This window comes from Shewanella eurypsychrophilus, from assembly GCF_007004545.3.
Taxonomy (GTDB): domain Bacteria; phylum Pseudomonadota; class Gammaproteobacteria; order Enterobacterales; family Shewanellaceae; genus Shewanella; species Shewanella eurypsychrophilus.
The window spans coordinates 4,293,852-4,315,485 of the sequence record NZ_CP045503.2; the positions used below are offsets into that span (position 1 = coordinate 4,293,852).

Here is a 21,634-nt window from a genome sequence, read left to right on the forward strand (position 1 = left end):
ATGCTGTACAACCTCTAAAACTGCAGTCGGCTAGACAGACTCAGCAGCTTAGCTTCAATTCCCTCGGCAGGAATACTGTTAAGGCTAATAAGCTCAAGCCTTGAATCCATCACATCATCCAACTCTGTGACTGTCATCTCTCCTTCGATAAAATTGATCCCAGCGATACCCTCATCAGTGATAATCACAGCCTTAAGACGTAATACATCTAAGCTTTTCACCCAGGCAATCATTTCATCAAAGTTAAACTCGTAACTTGGATCGAATATCCAGCCACAGCTGAAGGCTCCCTCTCCGCTATTGGTTTTAGACAATATGCCTCGGGCATCGAATTCAATCACATCGACTTGAAAATCTAACTCAAACACACTGGATTTTGGCGTTAATACTGATTGTTTTTTCTGTATTTGTGTTGGCCTGAACATGGTAGGTTCATTGAGACATGCCAAGATGTTATTGGGTAAGGGTTCACTTGCATTCAGGCTAATGCAGAGCAATTGGCCTTTGTTTTCGACGGGCTCACCACTATGTTTCTCGACTGAATGTTTCTCGACTGAATGTTTCTCGCCTAAATGTTTCTCGATTAAATGCTTCTCGACTAAATACTCAGTTAATTCAGGTAAACTGCTATCAGAATAGAGATCTGACTTGGTAGCTAATATGATATCTGCCACTTCAAGCTGTTGATTGAATATGTCGTGATCTCGATAACATGGATCGGCCACCTTTCTGGCATCCACCAAACACAGCGTCGATTTGAGCTTAATAACATTTTGATAATGAGGCTGACTCAGTACCTTAAGCACTTCTCTTGGGTGGCCAAGACCAGTAGGCTCAATCAGTAATCTGTCGGGCTTAGCCTTTAATATGAGCTGATTGATTGCCACTTGCATAGGCACCCCAGCTGCACAGCACATGCAGCCACCTGCGACCTCACGGATCTCAACGCCCTCTTCACCTCCTCCGAGCAAGGCTGAATCAATCCCTATTTCGCCGAATTCATTGACCAATACAGCCCACTTTTCCTCCGCTGGCTTATCGGCGAGTAGACGCTTAATTAATGTTGTCTTGCCTACACCGAGAAAACCGGTGATCACATTGGTACTAATTGGTTTAATGATCATGCTTATCCAAGAATAATTTGAAATATAGAATCAAGATTGAGTGTAATAACTAATCTTTCAAGTCTCAATATCTACGTAAGGCATCTCTAGACTTAAAAATCCCCCCCCACATAAACCCACACAGTAAATACACACAACAAATCTACTCAAGCGATACACACGGGCAACATCAGTTCAAAAATGATGCGGACGGACACATTATTGACTTTGTTTGATACCCAATGATTGGACACCTGTATAGAATCATTTCGAAGCTCAAATAAATGAGCTCGTATAATAATTAATAAAGATGGGTCAATAATTATGAATTTTTTAAAAACTGCAGCAGCAGCTGCGATCTCGATTGCGTTATTATCAGGATGTAATGACGAAACTACCAACATTTATCCACCAGAGCCAACTGAGCCAACGACGGTTCGCTTCGCAACATACAACCTCTCTTTCGATCGTAGTAGCTTCGAAGAGCTTGTCACTGAAATGCAGATCCCTGCTCTAGAGCAAGAAGCGTTAATGACCAAGTGGTTTGACGATGATTTGACCGACGATGAGCGTAAAGTCGTTGAAAAAATTATTCAAATCCGTAACGTTGCCGCTATTATCCAGACAGAGCGTCCAGCCGTTATCATGATGGGCGAATTTAACAACGACGGTGTTGGTGAAAACCAAGACGGCATCAAAGGCTTCCGTTTAAACTATCTTGCAGTGCCACAAAATGGCCTAGGTACGACCTCTGAAGACAAGCAGATGCTAGAGCCTATCCAATTTGCTTATGCAGAAAGCTTCTCAACCAATACAGGTCTATTGAGCGAGTTCGATCTAGACCGTAACGGTACTGTCGCTCTACCAGGCGATGCTTGGGGCTTCGGTTTCTACCACGGTCAATATGCCTTTGGTTTACTTTCACAGTACCCAATTGATACTGCTAACATCCGTACTTTCCAAAACTTTAAATGGAAAGATTTACCTGGCGAAACGAACCCGACTATCACGAACTGTGAAGACGAATACAACCCTATCCCAGAAGGCATGAAGTGTGGCGATGAGTGGTACACAGCCGAAGCATGGGCAGAAAAGCCACTATCTTCTAAAAACCATGTCGACGCACCCATTCTTATCCCAACTGCAGATGGCGAGAAAGTGGTTCACTTACTACTCTCTCACCCAACGCCTCCAGTTTTCGACACCGTCACAGAAAACAACAAGCTGTTAAATAGTGCAGAGATCAAGTTCTGGAGTGAATATGTATCAGATGCAGACTACATCTATGATGATGCTGGTGTTAAAGGTGGTTTAGGTTTAGATGCCTCTTTCGTGGTTATGGGCGATCTTAATGCCGATCCAGAGAATGGCGATGGCTTCCTAGAATCCATTCAAGACCTTATGCATCACCAGCGTGTAAATGTGCTCGCTACCGATGGTGTATACGCACCTAACAGCTTAGGGTCAACTGAATGTGTGGCTCTTGGAGACTGTGGTGACAGCACTTACCCAGACCGTATCACTAGCACATTTGGCCTGCGTGTTGATCATGCAATCCCATCTAACGATCTAAACATCATAGATTCTGGTGTTTTCTGGCCTGCAACGTTCGAAGAAGGTCGCCTATTGATGAATGATGAGCGAGTTGGAAAATACGGTAACGGTAAAGATATCTCTTCTGATCACCGTCTAGTATGGATTGAAGCAGAGCTTTAATTCCAACGTAACTCATGACTAGTAACAAAAAACCGCCTTATTGGCGGTTTTTTTATAACTGGTTCAATATCTTACACCAAGCGTTAACGTTTATTCTGAGCTCGTCGATTCGCATAGTCAGACTTGCCATTGTCAGCTGTACGTTTTGATTTGCCTTTATACTTACCCGTTGGTTTACCTTTGCGTCTTTCAACTTTTGGTTTAGTCTTAGTCACATCTTGGTTTTCACGATAACGAGCCGGCAGCGGTGCCCCGAGCTCATAGCCAGGCATCACACTTCTCGGTAACTCAAGCTCGATTAAGGTCTCAATCTCATTGAGTATAGTCTCATCGGAAGGACAGACAAAAGAGATAGCTCGTCCAGTTAAACCTGCGCGTCCCGTACGACCGACACGGTGGATATAGTCTTCAGCGGCATAAGGCAGCTCAAGGTTGATCACTAAAGGAAGCGCCTGGATATCGATGCCTCTTGCCGCGACATCTGTGGCGACCATGACTCTGATCTTTCCAGATTTAAACTCTTCTAGGGTACGGTTTCGAGTGCCTTGTGTTTTATCACCATGAAAAACACCACACTTAATTCCATCGAGTTTTAACTCACCATTTAGATGGTCAGCGCTTTCCTTAGTGCTGGCAAAGACCAATACTTGCTGCCAGTTATTACGGCCAATGAGTTCAGATAACAGTTCGGCCTTACGGCGTTTATCAACCAGATAGACTTCTTGCTCGACACTGCTAGCCGAGCGACTTTGAGCCACGTTGATCCACTCTGGTTCAATTAACATTTTCTCAGCTAATAGCTTTACTTCATCACTATATGTGGCAGAGAAAAAATGCGTTAAATGTGTTGTCGCGACGAGCGCTTTGACCTTTTCAATATCACGGACAAATCCCATGTCCAACATTCTGTCCGCTTCATCGATGACTAAGCTAGTGACATCAGACAGGTCAAGGCCATGTTGGCCGATAAAATCGAACAGTCTACCCGGTGTCGCCACTAAGATATCGACACCCGCGTTCAATGCCTTACGCTGCGGATTCATGTTGGAACCGCCATAAACAGCTAAGGTCTTGAGGGAAGTAAACTGACTATAACGGGTAATATTTTCAGCCACTTGAATTGCCAGTTCTCGGGTCGGAGTAAGAATAAGCCCTCGTAGCTTAGGTGTCTCACGCCCCTCATCAAGCAAACGTTGTAATAGTGGCAAGGCAAACGATGCTGTTTTACCTGTGCCAGTTTCGGCACACGCCAATAAATCACCGCCAAGTAAGGCAACTGGAATGACAGCGGCCTGAACCATTGTGAGCTGCTGATATCCGCATTGTTCAATGGCATCTATCAGTAGTGGATTCAGTTCTAAAGCGTCAAATTTCATGAAAAACTCACGTGGGATAATTATTGAGCGCGGAGTCTACCAAAATCCACCAGCACTGGCTATGACGTTGCCTTATCATGTTGACGTTGCTCGCTCGTCTTCAGGTATTTAGCTTCAAACTCCGCATAGGGGACGGGTTTTGAAAATAGATACCCTTGGCCATAATTACATCCGGCGGCAGACAGAATTTGTTGCTGTTCTTTAGTCTCTACACCTTCGGCGATGACTTTCATTCCCAATTTATGCGCCATGACAATAATGGCTTCACATAGGGTGGCATCGTTGGGGTCAGACTCAAGATTGCGGGTAAAAGATTGATCTATTTTAAGATAATCGATATCAAACTTTTTAAGATAGGCGAGAGAAGAGTAGCCAGTGCCAAAATCATCCAACGAAACTTGGATTCCAGCATCTCGATATGCCAGCAATTTTTCAGAGACTCCCATACTCGCATCGAGTAATAATCCTTCAGTGATCTCGACACAGATCCCATTGCTTGCCAGATTTAGCTCTTGCAGTTTAATGATCCAATTCTCAAAGCTATCCCCTTCATCTCTGAATTGAATAGGTGATTTATTGATACTAATTTGAATCTCTACACCAAACTTTTCACGCCATGCCGCACTTTGCATAGCCGCTTGTTCAAATACCCAATTACCGATATCAATGATTAAGCCAGTATCCTCTGCTATTGGAATAAACTCAGCTGGAGAAACCAAGCCTCGCTCCGGATGATGCCAACGAATTAACGCCTCGGCTTTATACACTTGCTCATTCGTCAGGTCGATGATTGGTTGATAGTAGACTTCAAATTCTTGTTGCTTCACCGCCTTGCGCAAGTCCCGGATCAAGACCATCCGATATCTCGCTTCTTCCTGCATCGAAGGTGTAAAGTAATGGAATCGATTTCTGCCCTGATCTTTTGCTGCATACATGGCCTGATCAGCATGCTTGAGTAAGTTCTCTATGGTAGATGCATCATCAGGGTATAAGGTGATCCCAATACTTGCTGTGATATAAGCTGTATCATTACCTAAGTTATATGGCTCAGCCAGGCGTAGTAAAATATTCTGGGCAACCCGCTCAACGCCTTTATTATCCTCAATCGCAGAAAGTACGATAGTAAACTCATCACCGCCTAGCCTTGCAACAACATCAGACTCCCTGATACAAGCTTTTAAACGTTTCGCCGCTTCCACTAATAACAGGTCGCCAACATCATGACCTAAGGTATCATTGATCTCTTTAAAGTAATCCAAATCGAGAAACATCAAGGCAAAATGCTGATGATTACGATCTGATTTAAGCAGCTCAGTGCCTAGATATTCCAGCAGCATTCTTCTATTGGGCAATCCTGTCAATGGATCATAATTAGCCTGCTTCCAAATGATATGTTCAGCTTGTTTCTTTTCGGTGATATCAGAAAACAGTGCGACACGACGATAGACTTCGCCGGAGCGATCGTAAATGGTGTTAATCGTTAACCAAACAATAAACTCAGTAGCATTCTTATGCTTAAGCCAGATCTCTCCTTGCCATTTACCCGTCTCTGCAATTTGCATAATCATCTGTTTAAACTGAGTCTTATTGGTCCGCTCGCATTTCAGCATGTCGATATGCTGATTAATCACTTCACTTTCACAATAGCCAGTGATCTCGGTGAATGCAGAGTTGGTTGTGATGATGCTTCCTTTACTGTCTTGCACACTCATCGCTTCGCTCGAGTTATTATAAACTGATGCAGCCAATTTCAGTGATTCTTCAACCCGCTTCCTATCTGTGATGTCGGTATGAATACCACACATTCTAAGTGGAGTTCCATGTGAGTCACGGCTAACCACTTTTCCTGAGTCTAAAATCCAACGTATTTCACCTGAGTTTGATACTAGCCGGTATTCAATACTGTGCTGTAAGCTTTCTCCTTTAAGATGCACATCGATAGAGTGTAAAACTGCCACTCGGTCTTGAGGGTGAATACCATTTATCCACAATCTTTCATTATGTTTAAGTTCATCGACACTGCAGCCCAATAAATCGGCGCAGCGTTCATTTCGATCCACTTTATTGGTTTTAATATCCCAATCCCATAAACCTAAGTCACTACTGGTAAGCACTAAAGCAAGCTGCTCCTGACTCGAACGCATGGCAGATTCGGCTTGTTTCTGCGAAGTAATATCGAGTAAGCCAGAGATCACTAACTGCACTTTATCGTTCACTCTCTGACAGGCTACTGTCAGATGCGTATACACAATACTGCCATCTTTAGCGACAAAGCGTTTATCCATCTCATACTCATCAATTTCACCACTGAGCATGCGCTTAAATTGAGATAAGTCAGCTTGCAGATCGTCATAATGAGTCATCTCTACCCAAGTCTTAGCTAACAATTCTGCCTCTGAATATTTCAACATCTGGCACACTCTAGGATTAACTTTGAGCCAGTGTTGATCGACACTTGAGATCCCTATACCAATATTTCCGATGTTGAATTGAGAGCGAAACATAAAGTCATCTTGTAGCTGTATCTTGGCATCACGCTCTATCTCAAGCCTTCTAGATAGCAATAAACCAAGAAACGCCGTCGCAAGTGGGAAGATAAGTAAAACAGGTAGGCTCAACTGCATCAGGATAGCTATCGCGATATCCATTGGCAGAATAAACATCAAAGATAATGTTAATAGGTGAAGTATAAAGCCAAACAGATACAGCTCTTTATACTTAAGTTCAGCAATGACAGGTTTACGTTTAGCACGCCAAATGCTGCCAAATAAACCCGATGATATAATAACCGCAACGCCGGCCCAAACAGCAGAACCCCCTTCCATAATCCGGTAAGCCGATGCGATAGCAATCGCTATAAATGTCGGTAACCCACCAAAAAACAACCCTGAGATCCCAAGGATTACCGAGCGAGTATCAAAAAATATTCCAGACTGATACTCCCATGGTGTCAGCATTGTGGTGACCGTAATTCCACCAATGATGGCACCTACCGATAATCGCCAAAGAAGAAAGTATTCACTCTGCTTTTTCCTAGGAACGGCATCATAAACAAATACCATGGCTAATAATAACGCGGCATTTTGTACTAGGGAGTAAATTACGTCTGAATCCATAGTCGCAGTTCATCTCTCAGCAAAAGTCTAATTTAGAGCTTTGAGTGTAGCAGATGAAGTGTACAAATGAGACAACAACAAATAGGGGCAAAATGGTGAACAAACATCAACTTGAACAACTAAAGTCGTACAACATTTTCTCAAATACGCCTCATCTAACAAAAATAACAATATCATCTAAATAAAAGTCATCTTTAATTAGAAATGCATTAAGATGGCCATGTGACTATATGGATATTCAGGGTAAACGGACTAATGCCAGGACTAAACACAGCTTTTTTAAAGGTGATCATCTTTGCCTGTACTTTCTTGCTAGGCTTTTGCGGCTTGGCATATGGAAAGGATACGCAAATAATGAGTAAACAAACGATCAAGCTTGCAGCTGAAGATAACTGGGCTCCCTTTGCTAGAGCTACAGGCACAGGTATCTCTCATTCCCTAATCAATTCCGCCTTTTCTCGTGTCGGGATCGATGTAAACAGCATAGTTGTCCCTTATTCTCGTGGACTCGTGATGGCCCAGAAAGGCCTAGTCGATGGCGTCTTCAACTTAGTCAAAGAAAAAAGCACCCAAGACCATTTCATCTTTGGCAATGAGCCACTCTTTTCAGCAACCGCATCTTTTTACCACAATACCAACAATCCTATTCAAGCCAACGACAAGTGGCAACTCCCTCCTAATACTAAAGTTGGCATCATAGATGGTTACGAATATGGTGATCAACTCCTGCTACTTCCCAATATTCATATATTAAAACTGTCAAACCACAACCAGTTAATCAACTTGCTTCTTTTAGATAGAATCGATCTCGCTATTATGTACGATTTAGTGGCGGAACAATATATTGAACAGATGGGGGTTTCAGCTGATATAAAACAGACCTTCCCCAATCATACTGGCCAAGTTTATTTAGCTTTCTCTAAGAAAAATCCAGAGGCTGAATCATTGGCAAAGTTACTCGACAGCGGGCTAAACGCATTGAAACAAGATGGAAGTTACCAGAAAATAATGGCTTCCATTGAACCCATTAAGGACAGAGATTACTCAAGGTAAACCCTTACCTCTGTGCTAGACTAGCGCCAATTTCCAGTGGTATTGGCGTGTGCAGAAGATTATGCAAAAAACAGCTCAAAATAATAAAGCGTTGAATTACAGTCCAACATTTAATTTTCCCGTGCAAATCTATTACGAAGATACCGATTTTTCAGGAGTGGTTTACCACCCTAACTTTCTTAAATACTTCGAAAGAGCCAGAGAACATGTCATTGGAGCTGATACCTTAGCTTCTCTATGGAATAAACAAGGCTTGGGATTTGCAGTCTACCGTAGTGATATGCTTTGTCATGATGGTGTTGAATTTGCTGATATTATTGATGTGCGCACCCGCTTCTATTTCGAGAGTAAATACAGAACGGTATGGCAGCAAGAGATATGGCGCCCCAACGCAAAAAAAGCGGCTGTCACAGCCAATATAGAGATGGTCTGCATGAATAAAGACAGACAGCTGGCTCCCATGTCGGCTGATTTATTGGCTCATTTAAGTCAGTCATTTACCAGCAACATTCACATTTAGTCACTTTTTATCTTAAAAATCAGTGCTGTTTATCGGCTTATATAATCAATGCTTGAATAAGCCGATTCACTTTTTACTAAGGTTTTTCGTTTCAATTTCCGTAGCAGTCATAGCTTTATAGTAATAATCCCCTTGGATTTTATCGACTCCCATCTCAATCAAAGCACGACTAATCACCTCTGTCTCGACACCCTCTACCGTCACACTAAAGCCTAGACCTTTAGCCAGTGCAATACTGCTTTGCATAATGTGTGAAGCCCGTTTATCGTTCAGTAAATCATCGAGAAAGGCCTTGTCGATTTTAACTTCATCGACAGGAAATCGTTTCAGATAGGCTAAAGAGGAGTGACCAGTACCAAAATCATCGATGGCCACATCGACACCTATTTGTTTTAATTTATTAATCGCAGTTACCGCTAACTCCATATCATCCATAATATGACTTTCGGTGATCTCAATAGACAAGGCTGTAGCAGGGACATGATAACGCTCCAGCAGGACTTGGATGTCATCACATAAGGTCTCACTGACCATATCCTGAGTTGATAAGTTCACAGCAACCTGCAGCCTGATCCCTGCCTTTGTCCATTTAGCCTGTTGGGAAATAACCTGTTCCAATGCCCATTGGCTAACGAGATCTATCATTCCAGCATGCTCTATCAACGGAATGAATTCAGCAGGTGATATATTTCCAAGCTCGAAATGCTGCCACCGCATTAATGCTTCAACCTGACGATACTCTCCTAATGCTACCGTAAACTTAGGCTGGTACACCATATAGAGCTCACCTTGCGCTAATGCCTTAGGAAGGTGATGAATGATACCAAGCGCTCTCTTTTGTGTGGAGTCATCTCCTTTAGCATAATGAGCAATAAAGGGCTTGCTAGCCTTGGCTTTTATGACGCTAAGGTCGAGACGTCTTAATAGGGTACTTACATCTGCATTGAACAGCCTCAGATCGACAACTCCCACCTGTACCTGTATCGCTATTATGCTTCCTTCTGCATCATAGGGGGCCTGTAAGTGCTCACGTAACGCGAGTAACTCACAGTCTGTTTGCGGCGTATCTAAATGCAGTAAAAACTCATCTTGATTCATTCTAGCTAGATATAAAACATGTGGCTTTAATGCCATCAGCCTCGCTGAAACGCGTTTTAGTAGTGAATCACCAACCGTGAAACCGAATAAATCATTCACAAACCTAAAACGATAGATATCGATTAAGACAAGAGAACCCAGCTCTAAAGGTGACAAGCCGGCCAAATACGATTTAACACCCAAGCGATTAGGCAAACCAGTTAACTTATCTTTATTATTTTGCTTAGACTGGCCTAAAAATAACTGTTCAAGTTGATCATATAGAGGAGCAAATTTTTTCGGGATTCTTTGAAGTGGAAGATTCTTGGAAGCGCTCGTTTTACTCGTTGCTGCAGATGAGACCTTAAGCATGGCATCTTGCTGTTGACTCAAGGAAGGAGAATCTTGAGCTTGTTGCTCTTGAATCAGTCTTATGAGCGCTTTTAAAAAATGGGTTTCACGCTTACTATGCCGGTACCAGATGACGATACCAGCGAAACAGAACACGCCAAGTCCACAAATAACCCACTCATTTACCAAACGACTATCTCAACTCCTTTATTGAACCTCATTATATTAAACAGGTACTCTAGCTCAATATGAAGAACTATTCGTAGCTAAGCTTAATTGAGTGATACTTATCGAGAAACTCATCACTTGCTAGCTCTTCTGGAGAGACAGGTAAACCACGCTTGGCAAACACATCTAACCGCTCATTAATATCCGCCCCCGCCCTTAACTCGCCGGTGTAAAAAGCCGCTGCACGAACAAAATCAAGATAGCTCACATTGTCAGGAAGATAAGATAAATCAGACCAACGCTCAACCACTTCCATCACTTCCGGAGCAAACTCCCAGCTCTTCAATACCGCCCGCCCTATTGGACCCTGCATCTTTCTTACCAATGCCCTAAGCTGATCGGTACTAGTAAACAGTTCTGGTTGAGCCTCAGCTTCAGTCAACACAGGTAAAGCACCGATATTATGTACCAGGCCAGCCAAGGTCAACGTATCAAAGCTCAAGCCGCAGCCTTTGTGAGTCTTAATATAGATCTGCAACATGGCACAAGCAGCTGAAGTGACTTCGATAGATGCTCCCCATACTTCATCCATCACCTCCCACACCATCTCATTCGTCGAGATAAACAGCTGCTCCATAGCGACAGAAGTTGCAATAGACTTAATTTGAGTTAAACCAATGCGAGTAACGGCACTATTGACGTTCTCAGCTTTTACGCCACGACTGTATAAAGCACTGTTAGCCACTTTGATCATTCTGGCAGATATCGCAACATCTTGACCTATGATCCCGGCAACTTCCTTGGGACTAGAGTCCGGCCTAGCGACGACCTCCTGAACTTTCATTGCAATTTCTGGCAATGTTGGCAAAACTAGGGCGTCAGCCTTTAACTTCTTTAAAAGCCTGACCAATAGTTCATGTTCAGTAGACATTGTTGCTCCCATTATCTTTACTCTCCTCTGCTTAAACAGGGATATGATTCGATGTTTTCAGAGAGTATATCAGCGGATACGTTAATCAGACGTGTAAAAAGCACTCAGACAGTTAATATCTTGTTTAGATTCTAGCTAACTTTAAGATTGTTAGGGAGAAAAATTACTGATTAGTTAAATAAAAAGTTGTGAACATATAAAGAAGAATTACTGAATAAAAAGATATTTTGCACTAAATTTGATAACGGCAGTGGCATTGAGTAAAATGCCCGCCCGCTTATTGCGACTTTAATCACCAATTGAGAGTTATTATGTTTAAACCTGAGCTACTGTCTCCCGCTGGGACTCTAAAAAATATGCGTTATGCATTTGCCTATGGTGCAGATGCTGTCTATGCAGGCCAGCCTAGATACAGCCTTAGGGTTAGAAATAATGACTTCAAGCTGGAAAATCTGGCTACTGGTATCCAGGAAGCCCACGATTTAGGAAAAAAACTGTACGTTGTGAGCAACATTGCACCTCATAACACTAAGTTAAAAACCTATATCAAGGATATGGAGCCCGTTATAGGCATGAAGCCTGATGCGATAATCATGTCAGATCCTGGTCTGATCATGATGGTTCGCGAAGCTTTTCCTGATCAGGTGGTTCACCTTTCAGTGCAGGCCAATGCCATCAACTGGGCTTCAGTAAAATTCTGGCAGCAACAAGGGATTAAGCGTGTCATTCTTTCCCGTGAGCTATCTCTCGAAGAGATCGAAGAGATCCGTCAACGTTGCCCAGATATCGAATTAGAAGTCTTCGTCCATGGCGCGCTCTGTATGGCCTACTCTGGCCGTTGTTTATTGTCAGGTTACATAAACAAACGTGATCCTAACCAAGGAACTTGCACTAACTCATGTCGCTGGAAATATGATGCCCATGAAGCGAAAGAGACAATGGAAGGCGACATAGTTGCAGTAAATCCTCAAGGCCTTGTGGATCAAAACGGTGTCCAAATTGAAAAGCCAACATTAGGTGAAGGTCAGCCAAGCGATCAAATCGTCTTGCTGCAAGAAGCGGGTCGTCCTGGTGAATATATGCCTGCATTTGAAGACGAGCATGGCACTTACATCATGAACTCGAAAGATTTGCGTGCTATCCAGCATGTTGATCGCCTGACAAAGATGGGCATCGACTCTTTGAAAATTGAAGGGCGTACTAAGTCTTTTTATTATGTAGCTCGTACTGCCCAGCTTTATCGTCAAGCCATCGAGGATGCCGCATCAGGTAAAGACTTCGATCGCACTTTAATGCGTAACCTAGAAGGCTTAGCTCATCGCGGCTACACCGAAGGCTTCCTTCGTCGTCACGTTCATGATGAATACCAGAACTACGATTACGGCTATTCAATTAGCGATACCCAACAGTTTGTCGGCGAATTCACCGGTAAACGTAATGATGCAGGTATGGCCGAGATTGATGTTAAGAATAAATTCTCAGTTGGCGATAGTGTCGAGGTGATGACTCCTCAAGGAAATATTACCCTGACTATCGATCAACTAATCAACCGTAAAGGTGAAAATGTTGAAGCCGGTTTAGGTTCAGGACACTTTGTGTTTCTAACGCTTCCTGCACAGATCGATGTGGATAAAGCGGTTATTTTACGTAACTTGCCCCAAGGCCAAGACACACGTAACCCACACGCTTAATAGTCGTAGCGGTTATAAAGGAATAAACTAAAATATCGTGATGTTTATCGTTACGATATTTTATACCGATTGGCATTAGTCCAATTGTGGCGAAAACGCGTCATAGTTAAAGTTGTAAACTAGGTAAATTGAAGCATGGCATTATTGATCGACGATAGCTGTATCAACTGCGATATGTGTGAGCCTGAATGTCCAAACCAGGCCATCACTATGGGCGAGGAGATCTATGAGATAGACGCAGATCTTTGTACCGAATGTGTTGGCCATTATGATAAACCGACCTGTATTTCAGTATGTCCAATCGATTGCATCGATCCAGACCCAGCTCATCAAGAGTCTGATGATGAACTGTTAGTTAAGTATCACCTCATAACCGGTAAACCTGTCATATAAGTAACACCTGTGGAGGCGAGCCCCCGCAGGTATGATATTATTTTCATCTGCAACAGCTCGGCAACAGGAAGCTGTTTACGGGTTCATCTCATATTGATCTTTCATGGGATAAACATAGTTGTCCCACACTCGAGTATTACGCGCCTCATCAACGGCCGGGCGCTTAATCATTCGATTACATATCATCTGTTGCACCCGAGTCGCACTGCCTTTTTGACTCAGTTGCAGCGCAAATTTTGAAAAGTCACGCACCATAAAATCAAAGATCTGCTCAATCAAATCATCCTCTATCTTTTTTATCTTGGCATTTTCTAAGATAAGCTGACCATATACCACCAGAGTGAAAAGCTCACCCAAGATCAATAAAAAATCGAAATCTTTGCTCTGCTCTTTACTCGGTTTAGCTGCCATAAGCAGTATTTTTAATAGCTTGATTTGCTTTTTAAAGATATTAACATTAGGTAGATCAACACCATTATAAACCATACGGTAATCATGGAACCGAGTCTTACTCAGCCCTTTAGTCGCTCCCTGATTAAACAAAAATGTATCATTAACTGGCTTATCCATGGTCGGTGTCTCTGGATACACCGCAGGCTTAAAGAAGTAATTTGCCATAAATTTCAATATAAGTGCCATATTGACATGAACGGTTCCTTCAAGCTTGGGCAGTGCTCGAATATCCCTTACCGCCATCTCAAAATACATGTTCTTCTCAAAGCCTTTAGCGGCCATGACATCCCAAAGCTGGTTAATCACCTCCTCCCCTTGAGTGGTGACTTTCATCTTAACCATAGGGGTGAATAGCAGATAACGGCGATCATCAGGATTAGCACAGCGCATATAATCCACGCCCCGCAAAGCAAACAACTTCATCGCACTTAGGCGAGCGTAGGAGTCGATAAACAGCTGCTTAATATGGACAAAATCGGTAACATAATGATCGAACAATCGTCGATGGGATGCATGATTTATCGCTTCGAAATAAGCATGCGAACAGATACCTATTGATGCCCAGCCCAGATTAAACTTGCCCACATTGACAGTGTTAAGGGCCATATCCCATGCATCACGACCAGTAGCTAAGATATCCGCACTCGCAATAGGATAATTATTAAGACGGTATTCGGCGACATAGTTTTGAGAGTTAACCACGTTTTGTACTAATTCGTAGTTTGGATGCTGAGAGTCTACGACAAAGAAAACATACTCATCTGTATCGGTTAGCTTACCAAAAGTCGACACCAGTGCCGCCTTATTGCCGTTACCGATATAATATTTACTGCCGTTGGCCAGATAAGAGCCATCTTCTTGCCGAGTAAGGCACATATCAGTAGAGTAGATATCGGCGCCGTGTTCCTTTTCTGACAGGCCAAAAGCAAAGATCCCGCCCTCAGCTAACAGTTTCGCAGCACCTTGCTTCACCTCTTCATTATCACTTATCCAGATAGGCCCTAAACCCAGTATCGACACCTGCCAGGTATACCAATGCGCCAAGCCGTAGAAGCCTAATACTTCATTGAGCGCACAGTTACGAAAAGTGTCCCAACGAGCTCCTTCGCCTCCATACTTTTCAGGGGTCAAAAATGTAGCAAACAGCTGCTCTTTCCTCTCGAATTCGAGAAAATCGGCATACCAGGTTCGTTCATGATCATCGATTTTTAACTTTGCCTTTCCCCGGGTCTCAAAAAACGCAATGGTCTTTTTAATCAAAGATTTTGAATGAGAGTCCAAGTAGTCATAGCGTTCAAGCTTTGGATTCAAAATCAGGGTTCGTCTCTCTTCATTTCCGCTTGAAGCTGGAGCCGGATTTGCTGAAGAGGAGTTAGGATCTGTCTTGCTTATTTGAATCTTGTTGATGGGTCCAGCCTGTTTCATATAGCGTGCTCTCAGTTGCTTTTATCTGCTTGATAAACAGACAGGAAATCACTCATGTCACCAGTGGATAGTATTGACTCCCGCAAGAGGGGGAATAAGGCTCATTATTCCCACCTGAAAGTGCAACAAGAAAAACTATAACCTCAACATGGCCTTAATAACACATCGTACCACCTAGCCTCTTTCAGCCAAGCGAGCGTGCACGGAACTGTGAAACATATTGCCTTAAACCTGTTTTAAGATAATCGCAATCGATAGCTAAGACTGACTTAAACCATTTCAGGGTTAGCCTTGAGCTGTAACTGTTGAATAAGCTGTGCCAATTTCTCTATACTCTGTCTAATTGGCCCAGGCATAGTGTCAAATTCAATACTCAACAATAGATTCTTTACCTCTAATCCCAGTTCAGTGTCACCTTCGATTGAAAGCCTACGTTGAAAAAATAGCGTATCAGGATCTTCTTTGCCCGCAGCCACTAAGAGGAGCTCTTTCGAGTTACCAGCAAACAGCACTTCAGCATCACCTCTTGGGCGGACCTGCCAGCCATCATTAAAACTTACTTCAAACGCTAGCCCCATATCCTCAACATCTATCGCTACCCAACGACCTGATAAAAAATCTAATTCTTCATCTATGGCTTGCTGCTTGAGCACTAGCGCTAAGATCCGCGTGAGGATGTCGGCTTTCACCTTAAACGGCACCAATGATAGTGGTGGACGAACCAGCTTTGGACCCATTGTTAATAGCTGCTTGGCAAAAGTACCAGAAATAGGCATCTGCATAGTAATTTTAAATCCTTTATGACAGGGAGTGAACTCTCCACCTACAACAGGAGAGCACAAAATAAAATGATTTTACCCAGATTTTATGATCACAAACCTGTTTTACATCAAGAATTGGATATTCATTCCCTTTTACACTCACTTTTCAAATTTTTGGGAGTTATTCGGAGTATACATATGGAGCTGCTGTGTCCAGCAGGTAATTTGGCATCACTAAAGACTGCACTCAATGCAGGTGCCGACGCCGTCTATTTAGGCTTAAAAAATGATACTAATGCAAGATCTTTTGCAGGACTAAACTTCACCCCAAAAAAGCTTCAAGAAGCCGCTGAATACACTAAGAAGCAGGGTAAAAAAATATTTCTGACGATCAACACCTTCCCACAAGCGGGTGAGGAGAAGCGTTGGTATGAGGCGGTTGATATCGCCGCAAACACAGGCGTTGATGCGCTAATTGTGGCCGATCTTTCAATGCTCGATTATGCCCATACTCACTACCCTCACCTGCCACTGCACCTTTCAGTACAGGCTAGTGCGACAAACTTAGGCGCCCTTAAACTCTATAAAGAGGAGTTTAATATTGAGCGCGCGGTACTGCCTAGGGTATTGTCGATGAAACAGGTCAGAGATCTTGCTAAGGTCACGCCGGTCGATCTTGAGGTCTTTGCTTTCGGTAGTTTATGCATCATGGCTGAAGGGCGCTGTCACCTCTCTTCCTATGTCACAGGTCAATCCCCCAATACAGGCGGGTCTTGCTCTCCTGCAAAGCATGTTCGCTGGCAGGAGCAAGGCAGTGACCGCCTTACCAGACTCAATGAAGTCTTGATTGATAAGTCCGGCATCAATGAGCAAATGGGCTATCCCGTTGTCTGTAAGGGACGATACACCACTCAAGATAGCAAGGATCCGACTCACCTACTCGAATCTCCAACCAGCCTCAATACCCTGAGCCTTTTGCCTGAATTAGCTAAGGCAAATGTTGTTTCGTTAAAAATCGAAGGCAGACAACGCAGCCCAGCCTATGTAGAACAGGTCACGAAAGTATGGCGTAATGCCATTGATACCTATCTCAGAGACCCACAAAACTACCAAACTCAGGCAGAGTGGGATAGAGCACTATCAAAAGTCTCTGAAGGGCAAACGACAACACTTGGGGCCTACGAACGCACCTGGCAATAAACCTGAGTGATCACCAAGATATATATTGTCCGCCAGCCAGTAAAAGTGTGGCTGTGAGTACCAAAAGAACATTAGGAAAGAACATGAAAGTATCGCTTGGGCCCTTGCTGTATTGCTGGCCAAAAGAGAAAGTGAGTGAATTTTATCAAGCGGTTGCCCAAAGCCAGATCCCACTGGTGTATTTAGGTGAAACTATTTGTAGCCGTAGAAGAGAGCTTAAGTTTTCTGACTATATGGACTTAGCCCATATGCTCAAGGCTTCTGGCAAAGAGGTGGTTATCTCTACTCTTGCGCTTTTAGAAGCCCCCTCTGAATATACAGAGCTAAAGAAACAGGTAGAAAATGGCGAGTTTATTATCGAAGCTAACGACATGGGGGCAGTGCAGGCAGCAAAAGAGCTAAAACTGCCATTTGTGTGCGGACCAACAGTCAATAACTACAACTTAGCCAGCTTAAAGAAGCTACACAGCTGGGGAATGCAGCGCTTTGTAATGCCTGTAGAGCTATCAAAAAACTGGCTCACCCAGGTACTCTCTGAAGAGAAAACCGCTTTTGAGATTGAAGTATTTGGTCATGGTTTTCTACCCTTGGCACTTTCAGCTCGCTGTTTCACTGCAAGACATAAAGGCCTTAGCAAAGATAAGTGTCAAACCATCTGCATTCAAAACCCACAAGGATTGCTTGCAAGCACACAGGAATCACAACCTCTATTACGATTAAATGGTATTCAAACTCAGTCTGCAGCGTGTATCGACCTATCACCTGAAATCGATGATATGAGAAAAATGGGAGTGGATTATTTCAGAGTGTCGCCATCGAGTTTCGATAGCATTGCGCTTGCAAATAACCTTCTCGAGCAAAGAACTAATTTGATCTTATCTGATGCCGCAAGCTGTAACGGTTACTGGCATCAGGAGGCGGGATTCAATAAGGTTTAAACCCGCTTTCACTTGCTAATGCCTGTAGACTTAAATAATTCATTCGTCATTTAAGTCTACAGTGTGAGCCTACCCAATCAAAATAGTGTTAAGTCTTCATGCTGCGTACTAAACCTATGGTCCAGAGCATAAATATACCGATACTAAGCCACTCTAAGGTCGCTGGCCACCATATTTCCGGCCTCGGTAGGGTCATCACCATCTCTTGATAAAAAGGCCTATCCCCTGGGGTTAAACCAAACGACTTATGCGACAGCAGTAAAAAACTTATGAAGCTGATTAAGGTCATTAATGCCATCAAGATATTCCACCTTGAATAAAGCAGCTGACCTTTCATGAAAATATTAATCAGATACAAAAAAGCGCTGATAGCACCAGAGTAAAAAAAGTACTTTAACGCAGCAGTATGTAGATGGTACACATTAACCGGAAACAACCCAGCTGCAGCTAAGGTAATAAAAGTGAACGTTAAAGACAGTAAAAGTGGATAAAGAAGCTTATTATCGGCCAACTGAATAGCAAACAAACAAAATAGAATAAGACTCAAGCTGCCAAAAAATAGCCCACCATTTACCACGACGGCAAATGTGGAGTGACCATAATGCCCCAACTCACTGAATGTGTGATTTAGAAAATTAAAGCCATGCCCTTCGACATCTTCAAACCCCATAACGGATAACATAATACCGATAATCAGTCCTAGGCTACCTAACGCGCCAAATTTAAACGCCAAATCAGATAGCTTTTTACTCTTCTCTATCATGTGTCCCTTAACTCATTCATCACTAACTCCATTAACATACATGGAAGCAGAAAATATTAACGAGGTCTAGCACAGATTTTTACAATTCTAAATAATGAAAACATATTTTAGAAAAAATGAACATATTATTGTCACCTATATCAAAATTTAGAAATGAAAACCTTGCCAGTAACATCCACTCAGCTTTCCTACAAACACAGAACTATATTGATGAACAGATAAAAATTACAGTTTTATCAACCAAAACCCAAAAACAGCAAAACCCTCACAAAACAAATATATGAGTGGTGCAATTTACAGATAAAAATATTCGACAAAAAATCTGATATGGATTTTGCAGTTTGAACGGGAAATAGCATGACAACTCATCGCACTAAGTCTACTCAGCGTGAGATCAAACTCGCAGCGGGTGACGAACTGATCTCTAATACCGATAAACGTGGCGTTATGACCTACGTCAATCAAACCTTTATCGATATCTCAGGCTATAGCGAACTAGAACTCATTGGTCATAGCCACAATATCGTCAGACATCGAGACATGCCGACAGCCTCCTTTAAAGAACTCTGGAACAAACTCAATGCCGGTCAATCTTGGCAAGTCACCAACGAAAACCTGCAGGCCGTGCACACAGTAGACTCCTCTGTGCTTGAGCTTAAAGTCAACGCCAATAAAGCTAAGTCTATGAGAGATACCTTCGGGTAGCCTCCTCGACTAATGGATTAAAAACGGTAATCCGCAGACTCTACACTCACGCCTCTCACTTGCAAAAACTGAGAGGCGTGTCTGTAACTGCAACAAATTAATGGCTGGCAGTGTTTTTTGACAATGAATGAGGCTGATAAGATTCAATTATCCGATGTAAGCTGCCATCCTGTTTCATTGACTTCATCGCCTCATCAAACTGGACACGAATATAGTTAAGTTGATTTTGTTTAGAGAATGCCAAGTAAGCCAGTCTTGCATCAATAGCAGGAGTTAGCGCTATTATTTGTTTGCAACGCTCCAGCTGCGGGTAGGTTTGCTTGCTTAGCTGATTAAACACGTACTCAGTATTACGCCTCTCCCCCACCACAATATCAGTGACCCCAGTGCATAGCTTCACCAATAGCTGAGGAATGCCGACATCTACGTTGAGCTTAGTGAGTTTCTTCTGGGCAACTAAATCATCAAAATAAGGTCCGTAGCTGAAATCTTTTTTTACACCAAAACTAAGGTGACTAAGCAAAGTTAAGTCTTCACTGTATTTAATATCTGCACCTTCAGTGACGAACAGGTGTATCTGCGCCTTTGACAATGGCATATTACTGTAATCAATATACACCTCTCGTTCAGCCGTCCTAAATACACCAACCATTACATCGATTTGCCCCGTCTTTAGCCAGTTCAGCGCCCGGCTCCAAGGGATCGCTTTGAACTCAATAGGCGTATCTATTCGTCTAAAAGCCTCCTCGATGATGCGAATCGATATCCCTTCGACATTTTCGTCTTGGGTAAAATGATAGGGAGGGTACTCAACAAAAGCGATCGATAGCGGGGGCTCTGCACTAGAAAGATATGTAGGTATAAGCAGAAGAGTCAGCAAAGTAATAAGCACTAATAACCTAGATTTGAATTTCATCTTCGACTCACTTAACAAAGAACAGCAGTTGCTACCTTTTATCTATAAAGTTTAGCTAGCACTGCCAATAATGCATTAATGCTCACAGGCTTGAAGCTGTCATTGGACAGCTTCAAGCATTGAATAGGAAGGAGGAAGAAGGGAGAAGGGAGTAGAAAGAGGCTCACTCAGCTCAACCTATTTTTAGCAATTGTATTAGACTGGCAAAGCCAGATAACGCAGGTGGCTGAATCGTTCACCAGTTTCTATACTTTGCCGTTTAATCTTAATAGGCGCATTAAAATACTGGCTGTTGATCACTAAAGTATGAAACTCACCATTCTCTCCGCAGGGGTCGACATGATCCGCTAAAGAATCAATCAGAGAACTGGTGTAGGTTTGTCCACATAACTCTTCTGATAATTGTACATCCCTATCAATAGTGACAATCACAGTCTCGATGCCTCGACTGATTATTTCTTGTGCTAGCACAAGACTATCTTCCCCCAAGAGTGGAAAAACGGCTTCATATCCTGCTGGCTCCACATAGCTCTTGCGATAATCCACTATGCCATTACAAAACATGTCGCCAAAGGCGATGCCATCTATTGCCAACCCAGATGATTTAATACCTTCAATGACTAAAGATTGGTAAACATCATTTGCGGGAAAAATCTCAGGTAGCTCAATGGTCACCAATGGCAAGCCAAGCCTTTGGGCCTGCATCTTTACCACCTCTATCGGCGTCACCTGAAAAGGAACTTCGCCATTAACATGCGTGGTGTATAAGCCAACTACACGATAATCCTCGGACTCCATCAAGCGCTCTAACGTCAATGTGGAGTCCTTACCTGATGACCAGCTGATAATGATATTTTTTTTCATCGCACTCAAATGTATTACTCCAATAGGTAAACCGATTAATGATGGGTAGCGCAGCGAAACTAATCAAGCAAGCATTATACAAAATCATCCAAGCTAAACGTGAATAATCAATCA

Annotated in this window: 18 protein-coding genes; 8 read left to right on the forward strand and 10 right to left on the reverse strand. The window is 42.9% G+C overall.

Annotation, left to right across the window (positions count from 1 at the left end; all coding sequences use genetic code 11):
• Positions 1 to 14 precede the first annotated feature (14 nt).
• Positions 15 to 1,124 (reverse strand): CobW family GTP-binding protein, encoded by a 1,110-nt coding sequence (locus FM038_RS18350; RefSeq protein WP_142874745.1) that lies wholly within the window; start codon positions 1,122 to 1,124, stop codon positions 15 to 17.
• Positions 1,125 to 1,427: 303 nt separating this feature from the next.
• On the opposite strand from FM038_RS18350, the gene FM038_RS18355 reads away from it, so the two are divergent.
• A complete protein-coding gene (locus tag FM038_RS18355; protein WP_142874746.1) occupies positions 1,428 to 2,819 on the forward strand; it encodes an endonuclease/exonuclease/phosphatase family protein in 1,392 nt (463 codons plus the stop codon).
• 83 nt (positions 2,820 to 2,902) lie between these two features.
• Here the strand turns inward: FM038_RS18355 and FM038_RS18360 are convergent, their stop codons facing one another.
• Positions 2,903 to 4,195 (reverse strand): DEAD/DEAH box helicase, encoded by a 1,293-nt coding sequence (locus tag FM038_RS18360; RefSeq protein ID WP_142874747.1) that lies wholly within the window; start codon positions 4,193 to 4,195, stop codon positions 2,903 to 2,905.
• A 59-nt stretch (positions 4,196 to 4,254) separates the two neighbouring features.
• Entirely contained in the window at positions 4,255 to 7,311 is a 3,057-nt protein-coding gene (locus FM038_RS18365) for an EAL domain-containing protein (RefSeq protein ID WP_142874748.1), read from the reverse strand.
• A 354-nt stretch (positions 7,312 to 7,665) separates the two neighbouring features.
• Between FM038_RS18365 and FM038_RS18370 the strand changes: the two genes are divergently transcribed.
• Positions 7,666 to 8,364 (forward strand): substrate-binding periplasmic protein, encoded by a 699-nt coding sequence (locus FM038_RS18370; RefSeq protein ID WP_223292899.1) that lies wholly within the window; start codon positions 7,666 to 7,668, stop codon positions 8,362 to 8,364.
• A 61-nt stretch (positions 8,365 to 8,425) separates the two neighbouring features.
• Positions 8,426 to 8,884 (forward strand): thioesterase family protein, encoded by a 459-nt coding sequence (locus tag FM038_RS18375; RefSeq protein WP_142874750.1) that lies wholly within the window; start codon positions 8,426 to 8,428, stop codon positions 8,882 to 8,884.
• A gap of 66 nt (positions 8,885 to 8,950) precedes the next feature.
• On the opposite strand, the gene FM038_RS18380 is transcribed toward FM038_RS18375, so the two are convergent.
• Positions 8,951 to 10,501, reverse strand: a complete 1,551-nt coding sequence (locus FM038_RS18380) for a putative bifunctional diguanylate cyclase/phosphodiesterase (protein ID WP_142874751.1) — start codon at positions 10,499 to 10,501, stop codon at positions 8,951 to 8,953.
• 67 nt (positions 10,502 to 10,568) lie between these two features.
• Positions 10,569 to 11,411, reverse strand: a complete 843-nt coding sequence (locus tag FM038_RS18385) for an HDOD domain-containing protein (RefSeq protein ID WP_142874752.1) — start codon at positions 11,409 to 11,411, stop codon at positions 10,569 to 10,571.
• Positions 11,412 to 11,722: 311 nt separating this feature from the next.
• On the opposite strand from FM038_RS18385, the gene trhP reads away from it, so the two are divergent.
• Both trhP and FM038_RS18395 read left to right on the forward strand, forming a co-directional pair.
• Entirely contained in the window at positions 11,723 to 13,102 is a 1,380-nt protein-coding gene (trhP, locus tag FM038_RS18390; RefSeq protein ID WP_142874753.1) for a prephenate-dependent tRNA uridine(34) hydroxylase TrhP, read from the forward strand.
• A 135-nt stretch (positions 13,103 to 13,237) separates the two neighbouring features.
• Positions 13,238 to 13,495, forward strand: coding sequence for a YfhL family 4Fe-4S dicluster ferredoxin (locus tag FM038_RS18395; RefSeq protein WP_142874754.1), 258 nt, complete (start codon positions 13,238 to 13,240; stop codon positions 13,493 to 13,495).
• Between the two features lie 75 nt (positions 13,496 to 13,570).
• Here FM038_RS18395 and FM038_RS18400 read toward each other — a convergent pair whose 3' ends face one another.
• Together FM038_RS18400 and ubiT are read right to left on the reverse strand one after the other, a co-directional pair.
• The gene (locus tag FM038_RS18400) at positions 13,571 to 15,373 is read right to left on the reverse strand and encodes an acyl-CoA dehydrogenase family protein (protein WP_223292900.1); all 1,803 of its coding nucleotides are present in this window, start codon (positions 15,371 to 15,373) and stop codon (positions 13,571 to 13,573) included.
• A gap of 269 nt (positions 15,374 to 15,642) precedes the next feature.
• Complete coding sequence (gene ubiT, locus FM038_RS18405) at positions 15,643 to 16,155, reverse strand: ubiquinone anaerobic biosynthesis accessory factor UbiT (RefSeq protein ID WP_142874755.1); 513 nt, start codon at positions 16,153 to 16,155, stop codon at positions 15,643 to 15,645.
• 177 nt (positions 16,156 to 16,332) lie between these two features.
• On the opposite strand from ubiT, the gene ubiU reads away from it, so the two are divergent.
• Positions 16,333 to 17,334 carry a ubiquinone anaerobic biosynthesis protein UbiU gene (ubiU, locus tag FM038_RS18410; RefSeq protein ID WP_142874756.1) on the forward strand — a complete coding sequence of 334 codons (1,002 nt, stop codon included), beginning with the start codon at positions 16,333 to 16,335 and terminating at the stop codon, positions 17,332 to 17,334.
• Positions 17,335 to 17,417: 83 nt separating this feature from the next.
• The gene (locus tag FM038_RS18415) at positions 17,418 to 18,272 is read left to right on the forward strand and encodes a U32 family peptidase (RefSeq protein WP_142874757.1); all 855 of its coding nucleotides are present in this window, start codon (positions 17,418 to 17,420) and stop codon (positions 18,270 to 18,272) included.
• 88 nt (positions 18,273 to 18,360) lie between these two features.
• Here FM038_RS18415 and FM038_RS18420 read toward each other — a convergent pair whose 3' ends face one another.
• Positions 18,361 to 19,035, reverse strand: a complete 675-nt coding sequence (locus tag FM038_RS18420) for a DUF998 domain-containing protein (protein ID WP_142874758.1) — start codon at positions 19,033 to 19,035, stop codon at positions 18,361 to 18,363.
• A gap of 357 nt (positions 19,036 to 19,392) precedes the next feature.
• Here FM038_RS18420 and FM038_RS18425 point away from each other — a divergent pair, with 357 nt between their 5' ends.
• Positions 19,393 to 19,740, forward strand: a complete 348-nt coding sequence (locus FM038_RS18425; RefSeq protein ID WP_142874759.1) for a PAS domain-containing protein — start codon at positions 19,393 to 19,395, stop codon at positions 19,738 to 19,740.
• A gap of 97 nt (positions 19,741 to 19,837) precedes the next feature.
• Here the strand turns inward: FM038_RS18425 and FM038_RS18430 are convergent, their stop codons facing one another.
• Positions 19,838 to 20,656, reverse strand: coding sequence for a substrate-binding periplasmic protein (locus FM038_RS18430; protein ID WP_142874760.1), 819 nt, complete (start codon positions 20,654 to 20,656; stop codon positions 19,838 to 19,840).
• A gap of 195 nt (positions 20,657 to 20,851) precedes the next feature.
• Complete coding sequence (locus FM038_RS18435; RefSeq protein ID WP_142874761.1) at positions 20,852 to 21,520, reverse strand: Dph6-related ATP pyrophosphatase; 669 nt, start codon at positions 21,518 to 21,520, stop codon at positions 20,852 to 20,854.
• Positions 21,521 to 21,634: the final 114 nt, after the last annotated feature.